Origin of the sequence: Streptomyces noursei ATCC 11455, from assembly GCF_001704275.1 — a bacterium.
Lineage (GTDB): Bacteria > Actinomycetota > Actinomycetes > Streptomycetales > Streptomycetaceae > Streptomyces > Streptomyces noursei.
This window is the reverse complement of sequence record NZ_CP011533.1, coordinates 7,499,571-7,521,108: the sequence shown is the minus strand read 5'-3', so window position 1 is coordinate 7,521,108 and position 21,538 is coordinate 7,499,571. Positions and strand designations below refer to the sequence as shown.

Annotated in this window: 20 protein-coding genes, 1 pseudogene and 1 riboswitch; of the genes and pseudogenes, 6 read left to right on the top strand and 15 right to left on the bottom strand. The window is 71.9% G+C overall.

Annotated features, from left to right (window positions below):
- Positions 1 to 139 precede the first annotated feature (139 nt).
- Together SNOUR_RS31990 and SNOUR_RS31985 are read left to right on the top strand one after the other, a co-directional pair.
- Positions 140 to 730, top strand: coding sequence for a uridine kinase family protein (locus SNOUR_RS31990; RefSeq protein WP_067353954.1), 591 nt, complete (start codon positions 140 to 142; stop codon positions 728 to 730).
- Positions 731 to 1,234: 504 nt separating this feature from the next.
- The gene (locus SNOUR_RS31985) at positions 1,235 to 3,136 is read left to right on the top strand and encodes an AAA family ATPase (RefSeq protein WP_067353951.1); all 1,902 of its coding nucleotides are present in this window, start codon (positions 1,235 to 1,237) and stop codon (positions 3,134 to 3,136) included.
- A 61-nt stretch (positions 3,137 to 3,197) separates the two neighbouring features.
- On the opposite strand, the gene SNOUR_RS31980 is transcribed toward SNOUR_RS31985, so the two are convergent.
- From SNOUR_RS31980 to ribD, 10 genes are all read right to left on the bottom strand, one after another.
- Complete coding sequence (locus SNOUR_RS31980; RefSeq protein WP_067353948.1) at positions 3,198 to 4,328, bottom strand: hemolysin family protein; 1,131 nt, start codon at positions 4,326 to 4,328, stop codon at positions 3,198 to 3,200.
- Positions 4,325 to 5,695, bottom strand: a complete 1,371-nt coding sequence (locus tag SNOUR_RS31975; protein WP_067353946.1) for a hemolysin family protein — start codon at positions 5,693 to 5,695, stop codon at positions 4,325 to 4,327. Before SNOUR_RS31975 ends, SNOUR_RS31980 begins: the two co-directional genes overlap by 4 nt.
- A 172-nt stretch (positions 5,696 to 5,867) precedes the next feature.
- Complete coding sequence (locus tag SNOUR_RS31970; protein ID WP_067353943.1) at positions 5,868 to 6,338, bottom strand: PH domain-containing protein; 471 nt, start codon at positions 6,336 to 6,338, stop codon at positions 5,868 to 5,870.
- Between the two features lie 45 nt (positions 6,339 to 6,383).
- Positions 6,384 to 7,232 (bottom strand): ATP phosphoribosyltransferase, encoded by an 849-nt coding sequence (gene hisG / locus SNOUR_RS31965; RefSeq protein ID WP_067353940.1) that lies wholly within the window; start codon positions 7,230 to 7,232, stop codon positions 6,384 to 6,386.
- A 54-nt stretch (positions 7,233 to 7,286) separates the two neighbouring features.
- On the bottom strand, positions 7,287 to 7,559 hold the full coding sequence (locus tag SNOUR_RS31960) for a phosphoribosyl-ATP diphosphatase (protein ID WP_016571913.1): 273 nt from the start codon (positions 7,557 to 7,559) through the stop codon (positions 7,287 to 7,289).
- Positions 7,560 to 7,641: 82 nt separating this feature from the next.
- Positions 7,642 to 8,127, bottom strand: coding sequence for a 6,7-dimethyl-8-ribityllumazine synthase (ribH, locus tag SNOUR_RS31955; RefSeq protein WP_039638068.1), 486 nt, complete (start codon positions 8,125 to 8,127; stop codon positions 7,642 to 7,644).
- A 45-nt stretch (positions 8,128 to 8,172) separates the two neighbouring features.
- Complete coding sequence (locus SNOUR_RS31950; RefSeq protein ID WP_067353939.1) at positions 8,173 to 9,528, bottom strand: bifunctional 3,4-dihydroxy-2-butanone-4-phosphate synthase/GTP cyclohydrolase II; 1,356 nt, start codon at positions 9,526 to 9,528, stop codon at positions 8,173 to 8,175.
- Positions 9,529 to 9,619: 91 nt separating this feature from the next.
- Positions 9,620 to 10,276, bottom strand: coding sequence for a nicotinamide mononucleotide transporter family protein (locus tag SNOUR_RS31945; protein ID WP_067353937.1), 657 nt, complete (start codon positions 10,274 to 10,276; stop codon positions 9,620 to 9,622).
- A complete protein-coding gene (locus tag SNOUR_RS31940; RefSeq protein WP_067353934.1) occupies positions 10,273 to 10,908 on the bottom strand; it encodes a riboflavin synthase in 636 nt (211 codons plus the stop codon). Before SNOUR_RS31940 ends, SNOUR_RS31945 begins: the two co-directional genes overlap by 4 nt.
- A gap of 1 nt (position 10,909) precedes the next feature.
- Positions 10,910 to 12,079: a bifunctional diaminohydroxyphosphoribosylaminopyrimidine deaminase/5-amino-6-(5-phosphoribosylamino)uracil reductase RibD gene (gene ribD / locus SNOUR_RS31935; protein WP_067358958.1), complete on the bottom strand. Its 1,170-nt coding sequence runs from the start codon at positions 12,077 to 12,079 to the stop codon at positions 10,910 to 10,912.
- Between the two features lie 187 nt (positions 12,080 to 12,266).
- Positions 12,267 to 12,397, bottom strand: a riboswitch (FMN riboswitch).
- A gap of 167 nt (positions 12,398 to 12,564) precedes the next feature.
- Here ribD and SNOUR_RS31930 point away from each other — a divergent pair.
- On the top strand, positions 12,565 to 13,353 hold the full coding sequence (locus tag SNOUR_RS31930; RefSeq protein WP_067353931.1) for an SDR family oxidoreductase: 789 nt from the start codon (positions 12,565 to 12,567) through the stop codon (positions 13,351 to 13,353).
- A 56-nt stretch (positions 13,354 to 13,409) separates the two neighbouring features.
- Here the strand turns inward: SNOUR_RS31930 and SNOUR_RS31925 are convergent, their stop codons facing one another.
- The gene (locus tag SNOUR_RS31925) at positions 13,410 to 14,666 is read right to left on the bottom strand and encodes an ROK family transcriptional regulator (RefSeq protein WP_067353929.1); all 1,257 of its coding nucleotides are present in this window, start codon (positions 14,664 to 14,666) and stop codon (positions 13,410 to 13,412) included.
- Positions 14,667 to 14,736: 70 nt separating this feature from the next.
- Here SNOUR_RS31925 and SNOUR_RS31920 point away from each other — a divergent pair, with 70 nt between their 5' ends.
- The gene (locus SNOUR_RS31920; RefSeq protein ID WP_067353927.1) at positions 14,737 to 16,041 is read left to right on the top strand and encodes an MFS transporter; all 1,305 of its coding nucleotides are present in this window, start codon (positions 14,737 to 14,739) and stop codon (positions 16,039 to 16,041) included.
- A gap of 10 nt (positions 16,042 to 16,051) precedes the next feature.
- Here SNOUR_RS31920 and SNOUR_RS31915 read toward each other — a convergent pair whose 3' ends face one another.
- The gene (locus SNOUR_RS31915) at positions 16,052 to 16,540 is read right to left on the bottom strand and encodes an acyl-CoA thioesterase (protein WP_067353925.1); all 489 of its coding nucleotides are present in this window, start codon (positions 16,538 to 16,540) and stop codon (positions 16,052 to 16,054) included.
- A gap of 365 nt (positions 16,541 to 16,905) precedes the next feature.
- On the bottom strand, positions 16,906 to 17,655 hold the full coding sequence (locus SNOUR_RS46445; RefSeq protein WP_159425940.1) for a hypothetical protein: 750 nt from the start codon (positions 17,653 to 17,655) through the stop codon (positions 16,906 to 16,908).
- 121 nt (positions 17,656 to 17,776) lie between these two features.
- Between SNOUR_RS46445 and SNOUR_RS31910 the strand changes: the two genes are divergently transcribed.
- Entirely contained in the window at positions 17,777 to 17,977 is a 201-nt protein-coding gene (locus tag SNOUR_RS31910) for a hypothetical protein (protein ID WP_067353922.1), read from the top strand.
- Between the two features lie 1,032 nt (positions 17,978 to 19,009).
- On the opposite strand, the gene SNOUR_RS31905 is transcribed toward SNOUR_RS31910, so the two are convergent.
- Positions 19,010 to 20,395: a uracil-xanthine permease family protein gene (locus SNOUR_RS31905; protein ID WP_067353921.1), complete on the bottom strand. Its 1,386-nt coding sequence runs from the start codon at positions 20,393 to 20,395 to the stop codon at positions 19,010 to 19,012.
- Between the two features lie 120 nt (positions 20,396 to 20,515).
- Here SNOUR_RS31905 and SNOUR_RS43485 point away from each other — a divergent pair.
- Positions 20,516 to 20,975, top strand: a pseudogene (locus tag SNOUR_RS43485) (solute carrier family 23 protein); the annotation flags it as partial.
- A 40-nt stretch (positions 20,976 to 21,015) separates the two neighbouring features.
- On the opposite strand, the gene SNOUR_RS31900 reads toward SNOUR_RS43485, so the two are convergent.
- Positions 21,016 to 21,471 (bottom strand): phospholipase, encoded by a 456-nt coding sequence (locus SNOUR_RS31900; protein WP_067353918.1) that lies wholly within the window; start codon positions 21,469 to 21,471, stop codon positions 21,016 to 21,018.
- Positions 21,472 to 21,538: the final 67 nt, after the last annotated feature.

Here is a 21,538-nt window from a genome sequence, read left to right as displayed (position 1 = left end):
TCGCGGTGCGGACGGTCGGGTCCGGTGCGGTGCGGCGGATGGGCTCAACTATCTCCGTTCCGGGCGGGCTTAGGAAGGCGGTTCGACGCGCGTCGCGGCAGGAATATTGGTATGGACCACTGGCGCGTAGGCTGGTGGGATGACTCCCGTTCCGGACCCCGTACTGACCTCGCTGGCCGCCCGGCTGCGCACCCTCCCGCCGTCGTGCGGCCCGGTGCGTCTGGTCGCGGTGGACGGACACGCGGGATCGGGGAAGAGCACCTTCGCCGGGCGGCTGGCGGAGGCGCTCGGCGGCGCTCCGGTGGTACACACCGACGACCTCGCGACACACGAGGAGCTGTTCGCGTGGAACGGCCGGTTCCGGGAGCAGGTGCTGGCGCCGCTGTCCCGGGGCGGGACCGCGCGCTACGAGGTCTACGACTGGGTGCGCCGGGAGTTCACCACGGTGCGGGAGCTGGCGCCCGAGCCGGTGGTACTGGTCGAGGGCGTGGGCACCGGACGACGCGAGTTGCGGCCGTACGTCGCGTGCCTGCTCTGGATGGAACTGGCGCGCGAGCATTCATGGGAACGGGGTCAACTCCGGGACGGTCCGGGGCTCTCCGCGTTCTGGGATGGCTGGATTCCGGCGGAGCGCGCGCACTTCGCGGCCGATCCGTCCCGGCCGTATGCCGATCTCCTGGTGCACCAGGGGCAGATGGGGTACGAGGTGTGCGTGGGACCCGCCAAATAGCATTGACGGGGCCCGGATTTCACCGTGTGTAGCCGACCATGGCTGACACGCCGCCAGTCGTCGACCGGGACCCGCCGAGTACCCCAACTCGGCTTGACCTGGGGGGCGTACAGGACTTACGTTCTCAATGTGCGGTTCAACGGACCGCCTGCAGACGCGAAGCCCCCGGTTGTTCCCCCGTGATCGGGGGCTTCGTCCTGTGCGAAAGCACCTTTCGCGGCGCTCGCCGCGCGGCACTTCCCTCACCCAGGGTCACCGCTCGCTTCGCGCCGATGCGCCCCCTTTCACTCCCCCGTCTCCACCTCGTGCGGCCCTCTACGACCTGCACCGACAGCGCAGGTACGATGCGAGTCTGTGCCACCGCAGGACCCGGACCCGGGTGCGCGACAGGGCAACTCCCGCCCGCCGCACGCCGGTTCGCCAAGGGCCGGCCAGGCCCCGGGCCCACGGCGCGGCACACGTCCGGTGGTACACCACGGGGGGACGTTTTGTGGGGGGGACGGGATGGATGTCGGCGCTCAGGGTTCGCCCGCTCCGGCTGAACTCGCCTGGCTGCGCGCGGTCGACGCCTACACCATGGGGGCCTACCCCCAGGCCGAGGAGGAGTTCCGGGCCGCGGTGCGGCTCGATCCGACGATGGCCGACGCCTGGCTCGGGCTCCACGCGCTGCGCGCGGACACCTCCATGGCGCTGCTGCGGATGCACCAGCACCGCGACCGCTTCGGCGAGCAGCGCGCCCGCCACCGACGCGCTCTGAACTCCTGGTACTGGCTGGGCTGGTGGGTCCAGCCGGTGCTGGAGACCAGCCGCGATCTGCTGCTGGCGCACGCTTCCCACTGGCTCGACGGCCGGCACGTCGCCGAGTTGGACCAGGCGCTGGCCGGCTGCCCACCGGTGGAGGCCGACCCCCAGGTGCGCTTCCTGCACGCCTGCCGCGCCTACCTCGTCAAGGACTGGGAGCAGCTCGTCCGGCACACCGAACCGCTGCTCGGCGATCCGACGCTGGGCATCGAGGCGGGGCTGTTCGGCGGGATGGCGCGGGTGCGGATGGAGACGTACGGGCAGGCCGAGCCGCTGCTGGCCGCCGCGCTGATGCGCTGCCGCAGCGAGCAGCCGCAGCGCAAGGAACTGCGCTACTGGCTCGCCCGCGCCTACGAGGGCACCGGCCGCAGCGCCGCCGCGCTCCCCCTCTACCGCGCGGTGCACCGGGTCGATCCGACGTTCATGGACACCGCGGCCCGGCTCGCCGCCATCGCGGAGGCGGACGGGCTGGACGAGGGCGCCGGCCTGGCGCCGGTCTCCGCCCAGGGCCCGGCCCAGGAGGCCGGCGGCGACCTCGACCCGCTGGCGCCGCTGGACCCGGTGGACGGCCGGGAGCTGTTGGTGGCCGGCGAACCGGCCGGCGCGCAGGCGGAGCCGGCCGGACCGTCCGCCGGGGACGACGGTACCGCCCGGATCAAGACGACCGCGCCGGGCCGTCGCGGCGGCGAGTTGCTGCCCACCGGGCCGGCCGATCCGGTGCTGCTGGAGAAGGCCCTGGCGGAGCTGGAACGGATGGTTGGCATGGAGCCGGTCAAGCGGCACGTCAGGGCGCTGTCGGCGCAGCTGCGGATGGCCCGGCTGCGGGCCGGCCAGGGCCTGCCGGTGGCGCCCCCGAAACGGCACTTCGTCTTCTCCGGCCCCTCGGGAACGGGCAAGACCACGGTGGCCCGGATACTCGGCCGGGTCTTCTACGCGCTGGGGCTGCTCGGCGGCGACCATCTCGTGGAGGCCCAACGCGCCGACCTCGTCGGCGAGTTCCTCGGCCAGACCGCGGTCAAGGCGAACGAGCTGATCGACTCGGCGCTGGGCGGGGTGCTCTTCGTCGACGAGGCGTACAGCCTGTCCAACTCCGGCTACAGCAAGGGCGACGCCTACGGCGACGAGGCCCTCCAGGTGCTGCTCAAGCGGGCCGAGGACAACCGCGACCGGCTGGTGGTCATCCTGGCCGGCTACCCCGAGGGCATGGACCGGCTGCTGGCCACCAACCCCGGCCTCTCGTCCCGCTTCACCAGCCGGGTGGACTTCCCCAGCTACCGTCCGCTGGAACTCACCAGGATCGGCGAGGTGCTGGCGGCCGAGAACGGCGACCGCTGGGACGAGGAGGCCCGCGACGAGCTGTGCAGCATCAACGGCCACGTCGTCGAGCAGGGCTGGATCGACGAGTTGGGCAACGGTCGCTTCCTGCGCACCCTGTACGAGAAGAGCTGCGCCTACCGCGATCTGCGCCTGTCCACCTGGCAGGGCACCCCGACCCGGGACGATCTGGCCACCCTTCGGCTGGCGGACCTGATGCAGGCGTACGGCGAGGTGCTCTCGGGCCGCGGGCCGGATCCGCAGGCGCCGCCGAAGGGGCTGGACCTGTAGGGCGGAACGCGGAGGGGCGCGCCGGTGGTCCGGCGCGCCCCTGTGTCGGGTGCGGCGTGGCTCAGCCCGCCAGCGCGGGATCCTCGGCCGCCGCCGGCGCCCCCTCGCGCGGCTCGCCGACCCGCCCGGCCCCCTCACGGGGCGCCGGACCGGCCGTCCGCTCCGTGCGGTGCGCCGGGTCCCGGACCTCGCCGACCAGCATCTCCAGGACGTCCTCCAGCGCGACCAGGCCGAGCACCCGGCCGCCGGCGTCGGCGACCGCGGCCAGGTGGGAGGCGGCCCGGCGCATCGCGGTCAGCGCGTCGTCCAGGGGCAGTTCGGCGCGGAGGGTGGCCATCGGGTGCCAGATCCGCTGCGGCACCGCCCGGTCCCGTTCCTCCAGGTCCAGGACGTCCTTGACATGCAGATAGCCCATGTAGGCGCCGCCCGGCGCGCAGACCGGGAAGCGGGAGTAGCCGGTCCGCACGGTCAGCTCCTCCACCTGGCGGGGCGTCACCGTGGGCTTGACGGTGATCAGCCCGGCGGGGTCCAGGAGCACGTCGGTGACCGGGCGGCTGCCGAGCTCCAGGGCGTCGGAGAGCCGCTCCTGCTCCGCGGGGTCGAGCAGGCCCGCCTGGCCGGAGTCCTCGACGAGGTGGGTGAGCTGCTCGCTGGTGAAGACCGCCTCGACCTCGTCCTTGGGCTCGACGCGGAAGAGCCGCAGCACACCGTGGGCCAGCGCGCCGAGCAGCGCGGTGACCGGGCGGCACAGCCGGGCGAAGGCGACCAGGCCGGGGCTGAACCACAGGGCGGTCTTCTCGGGTGCGGCCATCGCCAGGTTCTTCGGGACCATCTCGCCGATGACCAGGTGGAGGAAGACCACCAGGGCCAGGGCGATGGCGTAGCCGAGCGGGTGGACCAGGGCCGCGGGCAGCCGGACGGCCTCGAAGACCGGTTCCAGCAGGTGCGCGACGGTCGGCTCGGCGACCGCGCCGAGCGTCAGGGAGCAGACGGTGATGCCGAACTGGGCGGCGGCCATCATCTGCGGGAGGTTCTCCAGGCCGTGCAGGACCCGGCGGGCCCGCTTGGAGCCCATCACGGCGAGCGGCTCGATCTGGCTGCGGCGGACCGAGACCAGGGCGAACTCGGCGCCGACGAAGAAGCCGTTGGCGAGCACGAGCAGAACCGCGAAGAGGAGCTGGGCCGCGCTCATCGGGCCACCTCCGCTCCGGCCGCGACCCGCTCGCGGGCGGCCTCGGGGACGGCGGGGGCGGCGGGTGCCAGCCGGACCAGCCGTATCCGCTCGGCGCGGTGGTGGGCGACCAGCCGCACCCGCAGCCGCCAGCCGTCGAGCTCGGCGGTGTCGCCGGGGGCCGGGATCCGGCCGAGTATGTGGGCGACCAGCCCCGCGACGGTCTCGTACGGGCCGTCGGGGGCCTCCAGACCGATCCGGCGCAGAGTGTCGACCCGGCAGCCGCCGTCGGCGTCCCACGCCGGACGGCCGTCCTCGGGCGGCGCCTGGCCCAGTTCGGGCAGGTCCACCCGGTCGTGTTCGTCGCGGACCTCGCCGACGAGTTCCTCGATGATGTCCTCCAGGGTCACCACGCCGGCGGTGCCGCCGTACTCGTCGACGACCACCGCGATCGGCTGCTCGCTGCGCAACCGTTCCAGCAGCGGCTGCACCGGCAGCGTCTCGGGCACCAGCAGCGGCGGCACGGCGATCCGGGCCGCCGGGATGCGCAGCCGCTCCTCGGCGGGGACCGCCAGCGCGTCCTTGAGGTGCACCATGCCGACGATCTCGTCGAGCCGGGTGCGGTAGACGGGGAAGCGGGAGAGCCCGGTGGCGCGGGTGAGGTTGACGACGTCCTCGGCGGTGGCGGTGGCCTGGAGGGCGCTGACCCGGACGCGGGGCGTCATCACGTTCTCCGCGGTCAGGTCGGCCAGCGAGAGGGTGCGGACGAAGAGGTCCGCGGTGTCCTGCTCGATCGCCCCGGCCCGGGCGGAGTGCCGGGCCAGCGAGACCAGCTCGCCGGGGGTGCGGGCGGAGGCCAGTTCGTCGGTCGGCTCCACGCCCAGGGCGCGGACCAGCCGGTTGGCGACGGTGTTCAGCAGGGTGATCACCGGCCGGAAGAAGCGGGAGAAGGCGTCCTGCGGGCCGGCGACGAACCGGGCGACCTGGAGCGGCTTGGAGACCGCCCAGTTCTTGGGCACCAGCTCGCCGATGACCATCTGGACGGCGGAGGCCAGCAGCATGCCGACGACCACCGCTATGCCCGGGACGGCGCCCTTGGGCAGGCCCAGGGCGAGCAGCGGTCCGGACAGCAGCCCGGCCAGCGCCGGCTCGGCGAGCATGCCGACCACCAACGAGGTGATGGTGATGCCGAGTTGGGTGCCGGAGAGCTGGAAGGAGAGTTCCCGCAGTGCGGAGACCACGGTGTCGGCCCGGCGGTCGCCGCCTGCCGCGGCCCGTTCGGCGTCCGCCTTCTCGACGGTGACGAGTCCGAACTCGGCGGCCACGAAGAAGCCGTTGGCGAGGATGAGCGCGAGTGCCGCAAGGAGGAGCAGCAGGGGGCCGATCATGCCGCCGCCTCCGTCGTATGCGGGGGTTCGGGAGGGGCGGCGCAGGTACTACAGGACGATCCGTCCATTGCCGGAGGGAGTCACTCCTCGGTTCGTTGGGTCCCCTTGAGGGGCGGGGCGCGGGCGCACCCCGGAGAACAGAGTAAACAGCGGGGCCCGCGTTGGGGCAGGGTCAGCGGGCCGTGTGGTCGACGGCACCGTGGATCTCGACGAGATCGCGCAGGGCGCGGGCGTCGCGGATGGCCTGCTCCCGGGCGATGCCGGGCTGGATGCCCATCGCGGGCAGACTGGTGCCGTCGGCGAGGTCCAGATGGACCCACGGGTCGCCGGCCCGGAGGTTGACGCGCAGGACCTGGGCCCAGGCCAGGTCGCGCCGGGTGGTGAGGTTGACGACCGTGACGCCCTCCTGCCGCGCGACCACCCTGGGGCGGCTGAGCAGCAGGAGGACGGCGCCCACCAGGACCCCGGTGCCGACGAAGCTGATCCGCTCGCCGCCGGTCAGCTCCGGCAGCAGCACCGCGACCGCGACGAGGGCGGCGAGCTGGGCGATGCCCACGGCGTACAGGACGGCCCGGGTGCGGGCCGGCCGGAAGGTCACCGGCAGGCCGGGCAGGGAGTCAGCGGGGGACGCGGGCGCGGACACGTGTCGTCTTCCGTCGGAGGGGGTGGGGGTGCGGGCGGCGGTGCGTCAGAGCCGGCAGGCGTGGATGCCGGTGGTCAGGATCGCACGGGCGCCGAGGTCGTAGAGCTCGTCCATGATGCGCTGGGCGTCCTTGGACGGGACCATGGAGCGGACCGCGACCCAGCCTTCGTGGTGCAGCGGGGAGACGGTCGGGGACTCCAGGCCCGGGGTGAGCGCCACGGCCTTCTCCACGTGCTCGACCCGGATGTCGTAGTCCATCATCACGTAGCGGCGGGCCACCAGGACGCCCTGCATCCGGCGGAGGAACTGGCGTACCTTCGGGTCGTCGTCCGGGGCGCCGGTGCCGCGGATGACCACGGCCTCGGACTTCAGGATCGGCTCGCCGATGATCTCCAGGCCGGCGTTGCGCAGGGTGGTGCCGGTCTCCACGACGTCCGCGATGATCTCGGCGACGCCGAGCTGGATGGCGGTCTCCACCGCGCCGTCGAGGTGGACGACGGAGGCGTCCACGCCGTTGTCGGCGAGGTGCTTGGTGACCAGGCCGGAGAACGAGGTGGCGATGGTCATGCCGCCGAAGTCGCCGACGTCCTTGGCGGTGCCGGGGCGGGTGGCGTAGCGGAAGGTGGAGCCGGCGAAGCCGAGCTGGAGGATCTCCTCGGCCGGCGAGCCGGAGTCCAGCAGCAGGTCGCGGCCGGTGATGCCGATGTCGAGCTTGCCGGAGCCGACGTAGACCGCGATGTCGCGGGGGCGGAGGAAGAAGAACTCGACCTCGTTCTCCGCGTCGACCAGGACCAGTTCACGGCGGTCCTTGCGCTGGCGGTAGCCGGCCTCATGGAGCATCGCCGACGCAGGCTCGGACAGTGAACCCTTGTTGGGGACAGCGATGCGCAGCATGACAGCGATTTCCTTTGCGGCTGGGAGAGTTGGGGGATTGCGGAGGGGGCTGGCTCAGAGGTGGGCGTAGACGTCGTCGAGGGAGATCCCCTTGGCGACCATCATCACCTGGAGGTGGTACAGGAGCTGGGAGATCTCCTCGGCGGCGGCGTCGTGCGACTCGTGCTCCGCGGCCATCCACACCTCGGCGGCCTCTTCGACGATCTTCTTGCCGATCGTATGGACACCGGCCTGCACCAGCTCGGCGGTCCGGGAGGTGGCGGGGTCGCCGGTGGCGGCCTTCTGCTGGAGCTCGGCGAAGAGCTCCTCGAACGTCTTCTTGGACATGATGGCGCCTACCCTACGCGGTGACGTCACTGCGGCGCGCAGCGCCTCGGCTGAAGGCCCGCGGGGTGAGACGGGCGGCCACTCACCGCCAGGGCTCCGAGACCGTACGGAGTGTGGCCGCGGTGGCGACCGCCGCGGTGACCGCCTCGTGGCCCTTGTCCTCGGTGGATCCGGGCAGTCCGGCACGGTCCAGCGCCTGCGCCTCGGTGTCGCAGGTCAGCACGCCGAAGCCGACCGGGACGCCGGTGTCCACCGCGACCTGGGTGAGGCCCTGGGTGACGCCCTGGCAGACGTAGTCGAAGTGCGGGGTGCCGCCCCGGATGACCACGCCGAGCGCGACCACCGCGTCGTAGCCGCGGCCGGCCAGGACCTTGGCGACCACCGGCAGCTCGAAGGTGCCGGGCACCCGCAGCAGCGTGGGCTCGTCGATGCCCAGCTCATGCAGGGCCCGCAGCGCGCCGTCCACCAGGCCGTCCATGACCTGCTGGTGCCACTGCGCGGCGATCACGGCCACCCGCAGGTCGCCACAGTTCTTCACGGACAGTTCGGGTGCGCCCTTGCCGCTCATGGTTCTCCTCGTACGAGTGATGTGCCGGTGCCCGGCTGACGGTGCTTACTGGTTGTCGCAGGTGGTCGCGGTGCCGGCGGTACCGGTGCCGGCGCCGGGGGTGCCCTCCAGCCAGGGCAGGTCGTGTCCCATCCGGTCGCGCTTGGTGCGCAGGTAGCGCAGGTTGTGCTCGCCGGCCTGGACGGGCATCGGCTCGCGTCCGGTGACGGTGAGGCCGTGCCGCACCAGGGCGGCGGTCTTCTCGGGGTTGTTGGTCATCAGGCGCAGCGAGCGGACGCCGAGGTCGCGGAGCATCTGGGCGCCGGCGCCGTAGTCCCGGGAGTCGGCCGGCAGGCCCAGTTCGAGGTTGGCGTCGAGGGTGTCCCGGCCGCGCTCCTGGAGCTCGTAGGCGCGCAGCTTGGACAGCAGCCCGATGCCGCGCCCCTCGTGGCCGCGGAGGTAGACCACCACGCCGCGGCCGGCCTCGCTGATCCGGCGCAGCGACGCCTCCAGTTGGGGGCCGCAGTCGCAGCGCAGCGAGTGGAAGACGTCGCCGGTCAGGCACTCGGAGTGGACCCGGACCAGGACGTCCTCGCCGTCGCCGAGCTCCCCGGCGACCAGCGCGACGTGCTCGACGCCGTCGACCGTGGAGCGGTAGCCGTACGCGGTGAACTCGCCGTGCGCGGTCGGCAGCCGGGTGGCGGCCTCGCGGCGGACGGTGGGTTCGAATGGGGGTCCCCCCTGTTCGAGCGGAGCCGAGAACTCGGGGGAACTGCGGTAGGCGATCAGGTCCTCGATGGAGATGATCGTCAGGCCGTGCTTGCGGGCGAACGGGACCAGTTCGGGCAGCCGCAGCATGGTGCCGTCCTCGCCGGCGATCTCGACGATGGCGGCGGCCGGGCGGAGTCCGGCGAGCCGGGCGAGGTCCACCCCGGCCTCGGTGTGGCCGTTGCGGACCAGGACGCCGCCGGGCTTGGCGCGCAGCGGGAAGATGTGGCCGGGCCGGACGAAGTCGCCGGGGGCCGAGCCGCCGGCGGCCAGCAGCCGCAGGGTGGTGGCGCGGTCGGCGGCGGAGATGCCGGTGGAGACGCCGTGCGCGGCGGTGGCGTCGACCGAGACGGTGAAGGCGGTGCCCATCGACTCGGTGTTCCGCTCGACCATCTGCGGGAGGTCGAGCCGGTCCAGGTCGGTGCCCTCCATGGGGGCGCAGATCAGACCGCGGCACTCGCTCATCATGAACGCGACGATCTCCGGGGTGGCCTTCTCGGCCGCGACGATCAGGTCGCCCTCGTTCTCGCGGTTCTCGTCGTCCACCACCACGACCGGCCGGCCGGCGGCGATGTCGGCGATGGCCCGCTCGACCGGGTCCAGCCTGAGGTCGCCGGTCTCGGCCTCGGCGTACCAGCTCTGCAGTGCGGTCATGCTCCCACTCCCTCGTTCGCCTCTCCGCCCATCCGGCGCAGAGGTGCGCCTTTCGTTGTCGAGTGCAGCCGGGCGGCCGCATGTGCGTCGCTCACAGCAGGGCTCCTTCCAGTGCGGGGCGCTCGGCGGTGGCCCGCGAGCGGAGCCACCAGTCGCGCATGCCCCAGGCGACGAGGGCGAGGTAGACGACGTAGACAAGGCCGGAGAAGGCCAGGCCGCTGCTGAAGGCGAGCGGGACGCCGACCACGTCGACCAGCAGCCAGGCGAACCAGAACTCGACCAGCCCGCGGGCCTGGGCGACCATCGCGGCGAGCGTGCCGACGAAGATGTAGGCGTCCGGCCAGGGGTTCCAGGACAGCTGCGGGACCAGGGTGAACAGTCCGCCGACGGCCAGGGTGCCCAGGGCGGTGCCGCCGATCAGCAGCCCGCGCTCGCGCCAGGTGGCGAACCGGACGGCGATCGAGCCGTCCTGGGCCTGTCGGCGGCCGCGCTGCCACTGCCGCCAGCCCCACACCGCCACCCCGATGACCAGCAGTTGCTTGCCGACGCCGCCGCTGAGGTGGGCGGAGGTGTAGGCGGCGACGAGGATGACGCCGGAGAGGAACTGGGCGGGCCAGGTCCATATCGAGCGCCGCCAGCCGAGCGCCAGGGCGGCCAGGCCGATGGTGTTGCCGATCATGTCGGACCAGATGACCCGCTGTCCGAAGACCGTGAAGGCCGGGCCGTTGAGCCAGTCCAGGACGCTCACCGGTCCATCTCCTTGATCTCCGCGAGGTCGTCGGCGTCCTTGTCGCCCCGGCCGAGCAGCCGCTCGACGTACTTGGCGAGCACGTCCACCTCGAGGTTGACCGGGTCGCCGGGCTGCTTGATGCCGAGGGTGGTCAGGGCGAGGGTGGTGGGGATGAGGCTGATGGTGAAGTAGTCGTCGGCGGCGTCCACGACGGTGAGGCTGACGCCGTCGACGGTGATGGAGCCCTTCTCGACGACGTAGCGGGCGAGTTGGGTCGGCAGCGCGACCTTCACCAGCTCCCAGTGCTCGCCGGGGGTGCGCTCGACGAGGGTGCCGGTGCCGTCGACATGGCCCTGGACGAGGTGTCCGCCGAGCCGTCCGCCGAGTGCCATCGGGCGCTCCAGGTTGACCCGGGAGCCGGTGGTCAGCGCGCCGAGGCTGGAGCGGTGGAGGGTCTCGGCCATCACGTCGGCGGTGAACTCGCCGTCCGCGGTGTCCACGACCGTCAGACAGACGCCGTTGACGGCGATCGAGTCACCGTGCTTGGCGCCCTCGGTGACGACGGGGCCGCGCAGGCGGAAGCGGGCGGCGTCGCCGAGGTTCTCGACGGCGACGACCTCACCCAGTTCTTCGACGATTCCGGTGAACACGTCAGTTCTCCTCGGGGCGGAAGGCAGAGGCGGGCGCGCCGGGGGTCGCCCCGGACGGAGTCCGGGCGAGCCCCGCGGCAAGGGCGGTGGCGGACGACGGGTGCGCGGGGGTGGCGGTGATCCGCAGGTCGGGGCCGAGGCGGGCGGTGTCGGTCACATCGAGCCGCAACGCCTGGGCGATGGTGGTGATTCCGGCGTCGCCGACGGCGGCCGGGCCGGCGCCGAGCAGCACCGGGGCGAGGTAGCCGACGACCTTGTCGACGGCTCCGGCGGCGAGGAACGCCCCGGCGAGCGTGGGTCCGCCTTCGAGCAGGACGGACCGCACGTCGCGGGCGAACAGGGCCTGGAGCAGGGCGGGGATGGACAGCCCGCGCCCCTGGGGGGCGCGCGGCAGCCGGACGAGCGGGGCGAGCCCTTCGAGATGCGCGGCGTCCGCGTCCTCGGCGACCGCGATCAGGGTCGGGGCGGTGCCGTCCAGGACCCGCGCGCCGGCCTTGACGGCGGTGGCGCCGGAGTCCACGACGACCCTCAGCGGCTGGCTGACCTCGTCGTCCGCGAGCCCGGCGACCCGCGCGCCGAGCTGCGGGTCGTCGGCGCGGGCGGTGCCGGAACCGACGATCACGGCGTCCGCCGCGGCGCGCAGCCGGTGCACGTCGGCGCGGGACTCGGGCGAGGAGATCCAGCGGCTGGTGCCGTCGGCGGCGGCGATCCGGCCGTCCAGGGTGGCGGCGTACTTCCACAGCACGAACGGGCGGCCGCGCAGCACCGAGGTCAGCCACGCTTCGTTGCCGGCCGCGGCCTCGTCGGCGAGGAGTCCGCCCTCGACGTCGATCCCGGCTCGGGCCAGGGTCAGCGCGCCGCCGGTGGCGGTGGGGTTGGGGTCGGCGACGGCGTAGACGACCCGGGCGACACCGGCGTCGATCAGTGCCTGGGCACAGGGGCCGGTGCGACCGGTGTGGTTGCAGGGCTCCAGGGTGACCAGGGCGGTGCCGCCCCGGGCGCGCTCGCCGGCGGCCCGCAGGGCGTGGATCTCGGCGTGCGGTCCGCCGGCCCGCTGGTGCCAGCCCTCGCCCGCGGTGCGGCCCGCGGAGTCCAGGACGACACAGCCGACGACCGGGTTCGGGCTGGTGCGACCGAGACCACGGGCGGCGAGCTCGATGGCCCGGCGCATCGCCGCGGTCTCTTCGGGGGCTGGGGTGGCCACCGGGTCCTCCTGCCTCTTCGGGCACGGACTCCGGGGCTGTCTGGACGACAGGAGCGGACGCTGAAGCCGCGCACACCGAGGCCGGAAAAGCACGGCCCGACCGGAAAAGGACGTCCGGACGCGCCGCCGACGGCGGTGTACTCGAACTCGCCCGCCGCGCACTGCCTCCCATCCGGACTTTCACCGTCGGTGCAGGAATTCCACCTGCTCAACCGGCCGCTGGCTGCGGACGGGTCGCGGACTATTACCGCCGGTTCGGAATTACACCGACCCCGGAGTGCGCTGCTGCTTATGTCAGTACAGCCCCAGTCTGCCACGGCTGATCGTCCCCCATGCGAGCGAAGCCCTGTGGGCTGCCTCACAGGATGCGGGCGCGCCGCCTGTCGGAGCCGCCGCCGATGTTCCGTCATGGGCGGGTACCTCTCCCCCTCTCAAGGACGGACGGAACCGCGATGACGGTCACGACGGACATCCTCGTCACCGGCGGCACGGGCACCCTCGGGCGTGCCGTGGTCGGCCGGCTGCTGGACGGCGGCCACGGCGTCCGGTCGCTGAGCCGGCATCCGCACACCGGCACCGGGCGCCGCCGCCCGCGGTCGTACGCGGTCGATCTGCGGGACGGCACCGGGCTGGCCGAGGCGGTGGCGGGGGTGGACACGGTGGTGCACTGCGCCTCCACCCCCGCCGGCGGCGACACCGAGGCAGCCGGGCGGCTCGTCGAGGCGGCGCGCCGGGCCGGGGTCCGGCACCTGGTGTACATCTCGATCGTCGGCGTGGACCGGATCCCGCTGCGCTACTACCGCGCGAAGCTCGCCGTGGAGCGGCTGGTGGAGCAGTCCGGGCTCGGCTGGACGGTGCTGCGCACGACGCAGTTCCACGACCTGCTGCTGCGGCTGGTCAGGGCGGGCGCCCGGTCGCCGGTCGTCCCGCTGCCGGCCGGGACCCGCGTGCAGCCCGTCGACGTCGGCGAAGTGGCCGACCGGCTGGTCGAGTTGGCGCTGGGCGGGCCGGTCGGGCACGTCGCCGACATGGGCGGGCCCGAGGTGCTGACGGCCGGCGAGGTGGTCCGGATGACGCTGGCGGCGGGCGGGCGGCACCGGCTGCCGCTGCCGGTGTGGCTGCCGGGCCCCTCGGCGGCGGCGCTGCGGCGCGGGGAGAACCTCGCCCCGGAGCACGCGGTGGGCCGGCGCACCTACGCGGAGTTCCTGGCGGAGCGGGCGGGTGCGCGGGCGGGCGGGTGAGCGCGGCGGCCGGCGCGGTGCGGCCGGGCGCCGGCCGCGGGGCGCGTCGGGGCGGCTCAGGGGGTGGAGCCGAAGAGGTCGTCCTGGGCCGCGTCCCGGGCGGCGAGCACCGCGCCGCGCAGCACCGCCCGGCCGCCGACCGTCCCGGCGCGGACGTCGGTGCGCAGCGGGGAGAGCCGGGTCAGTCGTGCGGCGACGCGTTCGGCCAGCGGGTCGCCGCCGGCCCGGCCGATCTCGCCGCCGAGCACGACGCACCCGGGGTCGAGCACCGCGCACACGCCCGACACGCCGAGCGCGATCCGGGCGGCCAGCGCGTCGAGGAAGGCGGCGGGGCCGTCGGCGGTCACCGCGTCCCGGACGAGGGCCTCGGCGGGCGGCGCGTCGGTGTGTTCCGGGGTGTCGTCGGGGGCGGGCGCGAGGCCGTGTTCGGCGGCGAGCCGGACGATCGCGGCGGAGCCGGCGAGGGAGTGGAAGCCACCGTCGCAGCCGGCGGCGGAGGGCAGTCCGCCGGTGCCGGGGACGGGCAGGAAGCCGATCTCGCCGGCGCCGCCGGAGGCGCCGCGGCGCAGCGTCCCGTCCAGCACCACCGCGGCGCCGGTGCCGTGGCCGAGCCAGAACAGGACGAAGGTGTCGCGGTCGCGGGCGGCGCCGTCCCGCTGTTCGGCGAGGGCGGCGAGGTTGACCTCGTTCTCCAGCAGGACGGTGCCGGCACTGCGGTCGCGCAGGGCGCCGATCAGCGCGTCGTGCCAGGCGGGGGTGGAGCCGCCGAGCCGCCCGGTAGCCGGATCGATCAGGCCCGGCGCGCCGATGGCGAGGGTGTGCGGGCCGGCGGCGCCGGCCTCGGCGAGGGTCGCGTCGACGGCGGCGAGCGCGGCGGTGCGGGCCGCCGCGGTGGGGTCGGGCGCGTCGCGGGCGGGCCGGTCGCCGTCCCCGGGCGCGCCGAACGGGCCGATGGGGACGGTGCGTTCGGCGCGCGGCCGCCCGAGGAGGTCGGCGACCGCGACGGTGAGGCTGTGGGTGCGCAGGTCGAGGCCGACCAGATGGGCCCGGTCGGCGACGATGGCGTAGAGGCGGGCGTTGGGTCCGCGTCGCCGGGCGCCGCTCTCGCCGACGACGGCGATCAGCCCGGCCTCCTGGAGGCGGTCGACCAGATCGGCGACGGTGGGTCGGGACAGGCCGGTCAGCCGTTTGAGCTGACTTGCCGTCAAGGGGCCCTCGGACTGCAGGAGTTGCAGGGCCAGCCGGTCGTTGATCAGCCGGGCGGTGGTCGGGGAGGCGGTGCGACCGGCGGCTGCCGCGAGCGGTGCATGCATGGCTGGATCCTTCCCTCCTCACAGGCGGTCATCCTTATTATCAGGCAGGGTTCCTGATAATTTGCCGGCCATGGCTGGCAACGGCGTTCCCGACGCCACTCCCCGTGCCCCGCTGCCTCCACTCCCCGACCGCCGACTGCGCCGTGCCCGCTGGGCGACAGCCGCGGTGTTCCTCGTCCACGGCTCGGTCACCGGAAACTTCGCCACCCGGATCCCCTGGATCCAGGACCACACCCAGATCCCCCCGGGCCAACTCGGCCTGGCCCTGGCCTTCCCCGCGATCGGCGCGTCGCTGGCCATGCCGCTGGCCGCCCGGCTCAGCCGCCCTCCCGCCACCCGGCCTCCACCCCCAGAAGGCGGCGCTACGCGCCGAACCCCCTCAGGCACCCGCGCCGCGCTGCGCGGACTGCTCGCGCTGTGGACGCTGTCACTGGCGCTGCCCGCCCTCGCCCCCGGCCTGCCGGCGCTCTGCGGCGCGCTGTTGGTCTACGGCGCCACCTCGGGCATGGCGGACGTGGCGATGAACGCGCTGGGCGTGGAGACCGAGGACCGGCTGGGCCGGCCGATCATGTCCGGGCTGCACGGCATGTGGAGCGTGGGCGCGCTGCTCGGGTCGGCTGCCGGCACCGTCGCCGCGCACGCCGGTACCGATGCCCGGCTGCACCTCGCGGGCGCCGCCCTGGTGGCGACGCTGCTCGGGGTGCTGGCCTGCCAGGGCGTGCTGGACCTGCGCAGCGCCCCGGAGGAGCATCCGCCGCCGCGGTTCGCGCTGCCGCCCCGGTCGGCGTTGATCATCGGCGCCATAGGGTTCTGCGCGGTGTTCGCCGAGGGCGCCTCGCTGGACTGGTCGGCGGTCTACCTCCGCGACCGGCTGGGCACCGACGCCGGGCTGGCGGCGGCCTGCACCACCGCGTTCTCCTGCACGATGGCCGCCGCCCGGCTGGCCGGGGACAAGGTGGTGGCCCGCTTCGGCCCGGTGCGCACGGTCCGGGCGGGCGGCGTGCTGGCCACCGCCGGCGGGCTGCTGATCGTCACCGCCGGCCATCCGGCGCCAGCGATGACCGGCTTCGGGCTGGTCGGCCTGGGGATCGCGGTGGTGGTCCCGCTGGCGTTCGCGGCGGCCGGGCACAGCGGCCCGGCCCCCGGCCAGGCCATCGCGGGGGTCGCCACCATCACCTACACCTCCGGGCTGATCGCCCCCTCGGCGATCGGCGGCATCGCCCAGGCGACCTCGCTGACCGGCTCGTTCCTGCTGGTGACGGCGCTGACCTCGGGTCTGGTGGCGGGGGCCGGGGTGCTGCGGGTGCCGGGCCGCACGGCCTCGGCGGGCACACCGGCCGCCGCCGACCGCGGACGCGACCCGAAGCGCTCCTGACCGCGGCGGCTCAGGCCGCGTCGGCCCCGGCGGCGTCGGCCTGCTCCGGGCGGAGCAGGCCCGCGGCGATCGTCCGGGCCCGGTCCGACCAGGGCGTGGGGCGCAGCGCCTGCGGGTCGACCCGGACCAGGACGCGGTGGCCGCGGGCGTGGGTCTCGGCGCCGTCGGCGGAACAGAGCCGGAAGCCGTACGTCAGGCCGGTGCGGCCGAGGCGCTCGACCCACAGGTGCACGGCGTAGCGGCCGGCGCTGGTGACCGGGCGCTCGTAGGAGACCTTCATCTCCTTGATGACGTTGCACATGTCGCCCGCGGCGGCCCAGTCGCCGTCGAAGCCGAAGCCGAAGCCGTGCCAGTACTCGGCCCAGGCCCGCTCGGCCAGCAGCGGGTAGCGGGAGTTGTGGAGCATGCCGAGCGCGTCGAGGTCGTCGAAGTGGACGGTGACGGGGACCAGCTGCCCGTAGGTGACGGGGCCGGCGGCCTGGAGGGGTTCGACGCTCACGGGTGGTGCTCCTGGGGTTCTCAAGGGGGTGGTCCGGCGCTGGCGCGGCCGACGGGGCCGGCGCGACAAGCCCGAGCCATCGTAAGCGACTGCTTAGAATGCTTCGCGTCCCCCTGTGAAGAACACATGAACAACCGGAGCAGTCATGGGCCTCGGTGTGCGCTGGACCGTGCACGGCGACGGGCGCAACCCGGCCGGCCGCCCATGAAGAGCCCCTCATGGGCACCCCTTCCCAAAAGTGGCCAGCGAAGAGCAGAGCACGCTTAGCACTCCTGGATCTGCGGCTCACCGGGCCTTCTTCAGAATCACCAGCCAAGGCCCGCCTTCCACCGATGTACGCATCTGGCTCTTTGAGTGACCAGACGTTATTCATTTACCCCATCGGCATCAGGAAGCATATTCGAAATTAGACGGCGCTTTCTCAGCACGGCCAGTTCAGCAAGCGCCTCACGGGCTTTATCGACTTGCCCCTCTACCGCTTCGGGAGATGCGTGGCCCACTTCGCGAGCGAGACGGGCCAGGCATTCGACTAATTTGCTGCGAATACGTCGGAGGACATCTTCTTCAAGGCTACGAGTGGGGAGCGGATAAGTGATCACCATATTGACGTCCGCGACCCTGTTTCCCGTTGCGAGCGCGAGGTCCACAACAGAAGGAGATGCAGCGAGGTGATATAGCTCATCAATGAAGCCATACAGCATAAATGAAACAAAAATCTCGCGTTCGAATATGATTCGCCTACCCACTTCCGCAGGCGGCTCCTGCGATGCATCTTCCGCTCGCTCTGAAACAGTCGCCGGAGAAAGATTTCGCGAAGCTCCGCCATCCAGAGAATTAGGTGGGTGTTGGGCTATTGATTCTTCCGCTCGACGACGGCGCGAAAGCCAAAAGCTCACGTCTCCGCCCCACGAAGATACGGCCAGCTGAAGAGCATCCCGCCCGGGGAGCTGCTTGCCACTCAACCATGCATAGTAGGTGCCCCGGGTGATGCCGGCGGCCTTGCAGGTTGCTCTGACGTCGCCAGCTGCTCCAACGCTGTCCCGCAACGCCCTGAGCTCGATGGCGAACGCATGCAGAGGATCTTCCGGGTTCAGAGGATTGGGTCTGCGTCCCATGTCGCCCCAGTAGTCCTGCGTAGTCCTGAGATGTGGATAGGTAGTCCAGGATCCTAGTTCAGCCGATGGCCTGCATGGATGCTGAAACCGTTCATCTCGGCTGTGTACAGGGGAGGTTGAAGTGGGACTGCCCATCTACGTCAGGCTGCTCCTGGTCCTGGCGGCGCTGCTGGCAGCGGTCATCGTCGGCGTGACGGCCGGCTTGCTCACACGGTGGGAGGGAGCCCGCACGCCGACGTGCATCAGGGGCGGGTCAGCCGCGACTGGCGTCGCGCTGACGCTCTTCCTGCTGGTACTGACGAGTCTCCGCGCCCTCGGGTGACCCGTCGAGAACGACACGGATCACGTCCGCCTGTCGGCGCCTACGGCGAGAGGCCCCTCGCTTTGAGGGGCCTCTGGCCAACTCAGGGGTCAATACACCCTCAACCTGGCGTTGCTCCTCCTGTGCAGGGAAGACACCACCCGGAACACTTCACGCCCCATCGGGTGGATGCGTGCCATCTGCGGAGCCACATCCCAGGCTTTCCACACGAGTAGCCAGTTCGTGGGTGAACGTGTTCTGTTAACCGAAGGAGAGCCGCGCCTCATCGTCATGAGCAACCGAGACTTCCCCCAGCACCACAGCCATGGACACGCCGAGGGCTTTGCCGAGAACAGCAGCGACGGCTGGTGGGAGCGCAGGTATGACCCACCCGCTCTCATAATGTGCCGAGCCGTCCACCCCGCTTCATATGCGCACCGCTGCCCGCACACTGACGACCACCGGGCCTACGCCGCAAGCGGGCGTACGTTTCGCATCGTCCGCATGCGGCTGGCCCCTGGTGAGGGCTACCTGGCGCCGACCGAATATCTCCCCCACGATGGATCGACCGATGGCGACAGTCTTCCTTCGACAGCGGCATTCTGGCTTGGCCGTTGGCCTCGCGGAGTACTTCCATCGTTGGTCCAGGAGGCAACAGCCGACACGCCTAGGCCGTGTCCGGTGAAACATAGGCAATTCACCGGACAGGCCGTAGGCCGCTTACCTCACGCGACTGCTCTGGGTGCTCAGAATCCGGGGCTCACCCAGTGCGCCATGACCCCGGTGCGTCCGTCGCCCTGGTTGAGGATGGAGGCGCCGCTGCTCGCCCCGACGCGGTACGTCTTGAGCTCCACCGTGTCCCCGGCGGCGAAGGCGTGAAGGCATTAGCGGCCAGAAGGGCATTTCTGGTGACTCGACGGGATATCGCTCGTCAGTCAGCCGGAAGGTCGCGGAGAAACGTTCCCGCCACTGACGGGGGTTCCACAGTGCGTCCCTCAGCCCGAGTTCGGTGAAGGAGGCTTGGACACGAAGGGCTGGCCCTTCTGCTGAGCCTCAGTCGCTGCGGCCAGCAGGACCGTCATAGTCGCTGGTTCCGGCGTCCAGGAGTGGTATGCGCCGCTGGCCGGCTGCGTGCGACAGCCAGCGCAGGCCGTGGTAGCCGGTCAGCACGATGAGCGTCCCAAGTGCGATGCCGCCGAGTTCGAAGTGTTCGGTGAACTTCAGTGAGACCCCACCGATGGCGATGATGATGCCGGCCGCAGCGGGGATGAGGTTCAGGGGCACGGTGAAGTCGACCTTGTTTCGGATCCAGATCTGGGCGCCCAGCAGGCCGATCATGCCGTAGAGGATCACCGTGATGCCGCCCAGCACCCCGCCGGGGATCGCGGCGACCACCGCGCCGAACTTCGGGCACAGGCCGAAGAGGAGCGCGAAGCCGGCGGCCGCCCAGTAGGCCGCGGTGGAGTAGACCCGGGTCGCCGCCATCACGCCGATGTTCTCGGCGTACGTCGTGGTGGCAGGGCCGCCGACCGCGGTCGACAGCACTGTCGCCGTGCCGTCAGCGACGATGGCCAGGCCCATCTTGTCTTCAAGGGGGTCGCCGGTCATCTCTCCGACCGCCTTGACGTGTCCGGCGTTCTCGGCGACCAGGGCCACCAGGACCGGCAGAGCCACCAGTACTGCCGAGGCTGAGAAGTTCGGCGCGTGGAAGGTCGGCAACCCGACCCAGTCAGCCTTGGCGACGCCGGAGAAGTCGATGCGCCAGTGGTCGGTCACTTTCCCCGCGCCGTTGGCCGAATGAATCATTCCGGTGGTGCGGTCGAGTACCCAGGACAGCACGTAGCCGAAGACCAGACCGAGGAAGATCGCAATCCGGGACCAGAAGCCTCGGAGTACAACGAGAGCAAGGCCGGTGAACATCATGGTCGCGAGGGCCGTCCACTGATCCTGTGGCCAGTAGGTCGACGCCGTCACAGGGGCCAGGTTGAAGCCGATCAGCATCACCACGGCGCCGGTCACCACCGGCGGGAGAACTGCGTGGATCACGCGGGGCCCGAGAACATGAATGACGATGCCGCAGCCCGCCAGAGCGGCGCCGACCACGAGCATTGCGCCAGTCAAGGTCCCAGCGTCTCCTCCTTGGCCAGCGATCACGGCGGATACACCGACGAAGGAAAGGGACGACCCCAAGTAACTCGGGATGCGCCCGCGGGTCATGACCAGAAAAAGCACTGTGGCAACGCCAGATGCCATGAGGGCGAGGCTCGGGTCCAGGCCCATGAGAACCGGAGCGACGAAGCATGCGCCGATCATCGAGACCACGTGCTGGGCTCCGAGCGCAATCGTGCGCCCCCATGTCAGGCGTTCCCCGGGCTTGACGACCTCCCCTGGCTTGAGGTGCCGCCCGTCTCCGTGAACCTTCCACCCCACGCCGACCATGACCACTCTCCGCTCCTGCGACGCCCTGCACGTCACAGAGCCGAAGGGATTCATAGTCGAACAATGGCTTCAGGACAAACTTGGTCCGCTTGGTTGGCGATCCGCGGCGCTGATGCGCTTCTGTCTCAATGTGGGTTCTCTAAGGCGGACTGGACCGGTCTGCCGTCCTTCCACGGCCCGAGTTTCCAGTGGTCGGCGATCCTGGTGGCGTGCCCGTCGTGATCGTGCTGGTCGCGGAGAACGCCGGGCACGTCAAGGCGGTCGGCGAGATGACCGGGGACCCGCTGGACGACAAGCTCGGCACCGCGATCTCCGCCGACGGCGCGGCCTCGGTGCTCTCCACCGCGCTGGGCGGCCCGCCGAACACCACCTACTCCGAGAACATCGGCGTGATGGCGGCGACCCGGGTCTACTCCACCGCGGCCTACTGGGCGGGATCGCCCTGGGCACCATCGTGGTGCTCACCGGCTACCACGTCCTGCGCGCCCTGGCGCCGGCGCACCTCAAGGAGCAGCAACCGCTGCTGGACGAGGGCGCCTCCGCGTACGACGCGACGGACGGCCCGGACGAACGGTCGTGACGACGCGACGGCTCGGGGCGCGCCCCGAGCCGTCGCCGGTTCACGAACCGAGGTTCTTGACGGCCTCGTAGTACGTCCAGGCCAGCCCGTCGCAGGACGTCTTCGTCGCGCCGGAATATCCCGCGCAGACCCGCTTCAGGTCCTCGTAGAGGGCGCTGTCCAAACGCGCCTTGTTGGCGGAGAAAGTGCCCGCCTTCTTGTAGTTGCGGTAGCCGAAGTCATGCCGGGCACAGGAAAGTTTGAAAGGGAATCCGAAGGGATTGTCCGGGGACTTGGAGCAATAGTCGGTGGACCAGTCGAAATCGTAGGAGGCCCATTTCGCCTGATTGTTGCGGGCCGCCAGCCAGTTGTCGTAACTCGCCGCGCTGGTCTGCGTGAAGCTCGCCATCACCTGCGGCTTGTCGGCGGGGGCGGCCTGGGCCGGGGCGGCGGCCACGGCCAGCGCGGAGACCGCGAGTAACGGTGTGACCAGCGTGGCGACGAGTCTTCGGGACACGAATCAACCTCCGGAAATCCACGCCGCGTTCGGGCGGCGTTTCCTGGCATGCCAAATGGATGTGGGT

Coding starts and splice junctions, on each gene's coding strand:
- SNOUR_RS31990 (WP_067353954.1), top strand. CDS start 140: ATGACTCCCGTTCCGGACCCCGTACTGACCTCGCTGGCCGCCCGGCTG.
- SNOUR_RS31985 (WP_067353951.1), top strand. CDS start 1,235: ATGGATGTCGGCGCTCAGGGTTCGCCCGCTCCGGCTGAACTCGCCTGG.
- SNOUR_RS31980 (WP_067353948.1), bottom strand. CDS start 4,328: ATGAGCGCGGCCCAGCTCCTCTTCGCGGTTCTGCTCGTGCTCGCCAAC.
- SNOUR_RS31975 (WP_067353946.1), bottom strand. CDS start 5,695: ATGATCGGCCCCCTGCTGCTCCTCCTTGCGGCACTCGCGCTCATCCTC.
- hisG (WP_067353940.1), bottom strand. CDS start 7,232: ATGCTGCGCATCGCTGTCCCCAACAAGGGTTCACTGTCCGAGCCTGCG.
- SNOUR_RS31960 (WP_016571913.1), bottom strand. CDS start 7,559: ATGTCCAAGAAGACGTTCGAGGAGCTCTTCGCCGAGCTCCAGCAGAAG.
- ribH (WP_039638068.1), bottom strand. CDS start 8,127: ATGAGCGGCAAGGGCGCACCCGAACTGTCCGTGAAGAACTGTGGCGAC.
- SNOUR_RS31950 (WP_067353939.1), bottom strand. CDS start 9,528: ATGACCGCACTGCAGAGCTGGTACGCCGAGGCCGAGACCGGCGACCTC.
- ribD (WP_067358958.1), bottom strand. CDS start 12,079: ATGCGCCGGGCCATCGAGCTCGCCGCCCGTGGTCTCGGTCGCACCAGC.
- SNOUR_RS31930 (WP_067353931.1), top strand. CDS start 12,565: ATGACGGTCACGACGGACATCCTCGTCACCGGCGGCACGGGCACCCTC.
- SNOUR_RS31925 (WP_067353929.1), bottom strand. CDS start 14,666: ATGCATGCACCGCTCGCGGCAGCCGCCGGTCGCACCGCCTCCCCGACC.
- SNOUR_RS31920 (WP_067353927.1), top strand. CDS start 14,737: ATGGCTGGCAACGGCGTTCCCGACGCCACTCCCCGTGCCCCGCTGCCT.
- SNOUR_RS46445 (WP_159425940.1), bottom strand. CDS start 17,655: ATGGGACGCAGACCCAATCCTCTGAACCCGGAAGATCCTCTGCATGCG.
- SNOUR_RS31905 (WP_067353921.1), bottom strand. CDS start 20,395: ATGGTCGGCGTGGGGTGGAAGGTTCACGGAGACGGGCGGCACCTCAAG.